This is a genomic window from Breznakia blatticola (assembly GCF_004365815.1).
GTDB classification, from domain to species: domain Bacteria; phylum Bacillota_I; class Bacilli_A; order Erysipelotrichales; family Erysipelotrichaceae; genus Breznakia; species Breznakia blatticola.
In genome coordinates this window covers 1-4995 of the sequence record NZ_SODD01000072.1, presented here as the reverse complement: position 1 = coordinate 4995, position 4995 = coordinate 1, and the positions used below count along the sequence as shown (strand labels likewise).

Here is a 4995-nt window from a genome sequence, read left to right as displayed (position 1 = left end):
AAAGACTAACGAAATATAGTAAAAATTACCAGGAGTAAAAGCTTCTGGTTTTTTCTTGTCCTTTATGCATTTCTACACGCATTTTATGATATAATATTCACCAGGAGTGATATATTGAAAATACTCATGGTGACAGGTGGTACTGGAGGACATATTTATCCAGCACTTGCTCTGGCAGATTATATAAAGGAACACAAAGGGTATCCGGTAACTTTTATCGGAAATGAAGACCGTATGGAAGCAACACTCATACCGGAAAAAGGGTATGCTTTTTATGGTTTAAAAACAAGTGGTCTTGCAGGTAGTATCGTAAAAAAGGGAAAGGCAGTTTTCCAAAGTTTACGTGCAATCAATAAAGCAAAAGCCATATTGAAAAAAGAAAACCCGGATGTGATTATCGCTTTTGGTGGGTATGTGAGTTTACCCGTATGTATCGCTGCGAAAAAATTAAAAAAGAAAGTCATTCTTCACGAGCAAAATTCAATTGCAGGAAAGGCAAATAAAATGGCAAGTCGGTATGCAGATTGTGTCATAATTTGTTATGAGAATGCACGGAAAGATTTTCCAAATAATAAGGTGTTATTACTTGGAAATCCACGAGCAACACTTGCAAGTAAACACGCTTTTAATCAAGCTAGTTTTGATGCGCTAGGTTTAGATTCATCAAAACCACTTGGTTTAATTGTTATGGGTTCACTTGGTAGTAGTAGTGTTGCACATAAGTTGAAGGAAATTCTACCAAACATTCAAGATGTTAATTTCTTATATGTTGCAGGAAAAAATAACATGGATAGTGCACAAGAACTTGTGGCAGACAATGTTAAAGTTGTTGATTATGTAGATCAATTAGCAATTATTGATGCATTTGATTTTGTTATTTGTAGAGCAGGAGCTACAACTGCTGCTGAACTTGCAGCAAGCGGGACACTAAGTATTCTCATCCCAAGTCCCTTTGTAGCAAACAACCATCAATACTATAATGCAAAAGCAATGGTTGATGATGGATACGCATTTATGATTGAGGAAAAAGATGTAGATGAAAAACATCTGCAAAACTATATCGAAACATACATTTGCAAGCCAGATCTTGCAAAAAAGATGAAAGAAGCGGCAATTGCACATGGCTTTCAGGATGCCTGTCAGAATATTGTCGAAGTTATTGAAAAAATCTAGGAGAGCCAATGAATATTGAAGAAGTGTTGAGTAAACATGGAGATATGTGTATTGACGAGCCTTTATGTCACCATACAACCTTTCGAATTGGTGGGAAGGCAAAATACTTCGTATATCCCAAAAGTGAGTTATCGCTCACAAGAATTATAGAAGCATGTATGGAAGCAAATCTTCCATATAAGATTATCGGAAAAGGTAGCAATTTATTATGTCATGATCGTGATTATAATGGCGTGATTATTTGTCTAGATCGTTACTTTATTGATTTTGAATTTGAAAGTGATGGAAAGTGTTTTGTGCAAGCAGGATGTTCTGTTATCTTACTTGCTAATGAAGCAATGAAAGCAAGTTTATCAGGACTTGAGTTTGCAAGTGGAATTCCAGCTACTGTTGGTGGTACACTTGTGATGAATGCAGGAGCATATAAAAGTGATATCTCACAAATTGTGAAAAGAGTCCGTGTGTTACGGAATCAAAGAATCGAATGGTTGGATGCTAGTGAAATTGATTATGCATATCGTCATAGTATTTTCCATGAACATCCTGATTGGGTCGTTCTTGCAGCAGAGTTGCAATTGCAACCAAAAGACCAAAAAGACATTCGCGATTTAATGGACACTCGACGTGCGCGTCGTAAAGAAAGCCAGCCACTAGAAAAACCAAATGCTGGAAGTGTGTTCCGTAATCCGGATAACCATCAAGCTTGGGAGCTTATTGAAGCTTGTGGCTTACGTGAAAAACAAATCGGAGGTGCCAAAGTGAGTGAAAAGCATTGTAATTTTATCGTAAATGATGAAAAAGCTAGTGCAAAAGACGTGGCAGCTTTAATTGAACATATTCAAAACGAAGTTCGCGAAAAGTTTAACGTTCATCTACATACGGAAGTTGAGAAATTCAATTGGCCAGAAAACGACATTTAGAAGATTTAGATGATACGATTGATTTAGATGGTGTACTACGAAAAGATGAACAGGAAATACGTCGCGATAACGTACTGAAAAATAGAAGAAAAAGAAAACTAAGAAGAAAACGACTGAAGCGTTTTTCGATTGTTATACTTATTGTTGTAATCATTGGATATATGGTGAGTGATTTCTCCAATATTCGCGTGATGAAAGTTAACAACAATGTGATTTATACGCAACAAGAAATACTAAAAAAAGCAAATTTAAGCTACGACAGTAAAATGATTATGCATCCAGGTATGTGGATTGAACATAAACTGAAAGAAGATGAATTTATCGATGATGTTAGTGTAAGTAAAAACTATCTAACAGGGGCGATATATATCGATGTGACAGAAGCAAAAGTCATTGGACACTATGAGGAAGATGGAAAATCATACGTGTTACTTGCCAATGGAAAAAGCGTAGAAATGAAAGATAACCAACTTGCTTTAATTAGCTCGCCTTATATAAAAGATTTAAATAAGACACAACGAGCGGATTTAGCAAACATGCTTGCACAGATTGATGCCGAAAATCTTGCATTAATATCAGAAATACGCTATTATAAAACATCGTATGATGATAATATGTTAGAACTTGTGATGAGTGATGGACATATTGTAAGATCATCTTATGACGGTTTGGCATTATTGAAAAACTATCGCAAGATACTTGAAGGATTGAATGATAAACTTCGTTGTATAAATATACAAGAATCAAGCAATTCAGTTTTTACAAGTAATTGTGATTAGAATAGATGAAGTTCCAAGAAATGATAAGGAGTGATGATCATGTCAATTACAAAGAATACACAATTTGGAGATATTAATATTTCCAAAGAAGCCATCACAACATTAGCTGGTGGGATTACTACCGAATGCTATGGTGTTGTTGGAATGGCCTCACAAAAGTTATTAAAAGATGGATTAGCTGAGCTATTACGTAAAGAAAACTACGCTAAAGGAGTTGTAGTCAACGAAAAAGACGGACACCTTGAATTGGACTTATACATTGTGGTAAGTCATGGTGTTAAAATTTCAGAAGTTGTAGTAGAAGTTCAAAAGAAAGTTAAATATATGATGGAAAAATCCCTTGATGTAGATTTTGATACAGTTAACGTATACGTTCAAGGTGTCAAGGTCATGCAATAGGTGGAATGTATGGAAAATTTAAACGGGAAATTATTTAAGGAAATGATTGAAAGTGGTGCAAACCAACTTGCCAATCACCAACAAGAAGTAGATACATTGAATGTATTCCCTGTACCAGATGGTGATACAGGAACCAACATGTCAATGACTTTTACAGCAGGAATGAATGATGCTTTAAAAGTAAATAGCGATAGTGTAAGTGATGTAGCCAAAGCTTTATCAAAAGGATTATTGATGGGAGCTCGTGGAAACTCTGGAGTTATTACCTCTCAAATTTTTAGAGGACTTTACCAATCGCTAGAAGGTGAAGATGAAGTAAATGGACTGAAATTAGCAAATGCATTCGTGAATGGTTCACGTGTTGCATATAAAGCAGTTATGCGTCCAGTTGAAGGTACGATTTTAACAGTGATTCGTGAAGCTAGTGATTATACTTTGTTGTATGCTAGTGAACATGTAGATATTACATGTCGCGATGTTGTTGCTAAATTATTAGAAGAAAGTCGTGCTTCATTACAACGTACACCAGATTTACTTCCTGTGTTAAAAGAAGTAGGTGTAGTTGATAGTGGTGGGGCAGGTTTATGCTACATCATTGAAGGGTTTTTACATGCATTAGATGGACAAAAAGTAGAACGCAATGAAAAAGAAGCATCAACTGTTGCAGCAGGAGCTGCGATGGAAAGTGATGAATTTGGATATTGTACGGAATTTATTGTGCGTCTAAATGATCAATCAATGAAAACTTTCAACGAGAATAAATTAAGAGAACGTTTAGAACAATTAGGTAATTCATTGGTTGTTGTTCAAGACGATGATATTGTAAAAGTACATGTTCATACATTAAAACCTGGTGATGCACTAAATGTTGCACAACGCTATGGTGAATTCGTGAAGTTAAAAATTGAAAACATGCAAGAACAACACGAACATTTAATGGATAATGCACAACCAACACAAAAAGAAAAACAAAAATATGCCATGATTGCTGTTGCAGCAGGAGATGGACTAACAAAAATGTTTGAAGACTTTAGAGTGGATCACATCATTTCTGGTGGACAAACGATGAACCCTTCAACTGAAGATTTCATTGAGGCAATCAAACAAGTGAATGCGGAACACATCATTATCTTGCCAAACAACTCAAACATCATTTTAGCTGCACAACAAGCTGCACAAGTACTTGATGATATTGACATTCGTGTCTTACCAACAAAATCAATTCCTCAAGGATTAAGTGCTTGTTTGATGTTTAATCCAGAAGTGGATATTGACAGTAATGTTGCTGAGATGCAAGATGCAATTGCAGCAGTAAAAACTGGACAAGTAACATATGCAATTAAAGATACAGTCTTTGAAGGACTAGAGATCAAAGCAAATGATTACATGGGTATTAATGAAAAAGATATTGTATGTAGTGTGCCAGATAAAATGGAAGCAACACGTAAATTGCTTGACTTAATGATTGATGGAGATAGTGAAATTGCCACAATTATTGCAGGAGAAGATACAACACAAGAACAATTAGATGAAATTGTTGCTTATGCTGAAAACAAAGGTGTTGAGGTAGAAGCAAGTATGGGTGGACAACCTGTATACTCATTTATTATTGGAGTTGAATAGTAAAAAGGGTAATGTAACTTAATGTGTGGTTTTTGAAAATAGGACTATCACTTAATGTGTGGTTACACATCTTATAAAGGAAGTATTCATACCAAATATGG

At 35.4% G+C, this 4995-nt stretch carries 5 protein-coding genes; all 5 read left to right on the top strand.

The features are described 5' to 3' along the window. Positions 1-114: 114 nt before the first annotated feature. The 5 genes from murG to EDD63_RS11230 are packed head-to-tail and all read left to right on the top strand — an operon-like array spanning position 115 to position 4894. Positions 115-1173: an undecaprenyldiphospho-muramoylpentapeptide beta-N-acetylglucosaminyltransferase gene (gene murG / locus EDD63_RS11250; protein ID WP_166667642.1), complete on the top strand. Its 1059-nt coding sequence runs from the start codon at positions 115-117 to the stop codon at positions 1171-1173. An 8-nt stretch (positions 1174-1181) separates the two neighbouring features. Further along, a complete protein-coding gene (murB, locus tag EDD63_RS11245) occupies positions 1182-2093 on the top strand; it encodes a UDP-N-acetylmuramate dehydrogenase (protein WP_134171409.1) in 912 nt (303 codons plus the stop codon). After that, positions 2072-2872 (top strand): cell division protein FtsQ/DivIB, encoded by an 801-nt coding sequence (locus EDD63_RS11240; protein WP_134171408.1) that lies wholly within the window; start codon positions 2072-2074, stop codon positions 2870-2872. Before murB ends, EDD63_RS11240 begins: the two co-directional genes overlap by 22 nt. 39 nt (positions 2873-2911) lie before the next feature. Further along, on the top strand, positions 2912-3271 hold the full coding sequence (locus EDD63_RS11235; RefSeq protein ID WP_134171407.1) for an Asp23/Gls24 family envelope stress response protein: 360 nt from the start codon (positions 2912-2914) through the stop codon (positions 3269-3271). Positions 3272-3280: 9 nt separating this feature from the next. Continuing rightward, complete coding sequence (locus EDD63_RS11230) at positions 3281-4894, top strand: DAK2 domain-containing protein (protein WP_134171406.1); 1614 nt, start codon at positions 3281-3283, stop codon at positions 4892-4894. The last annotated feature ends 101 nt before the right edge of the window (positions 4895-4995 follow it).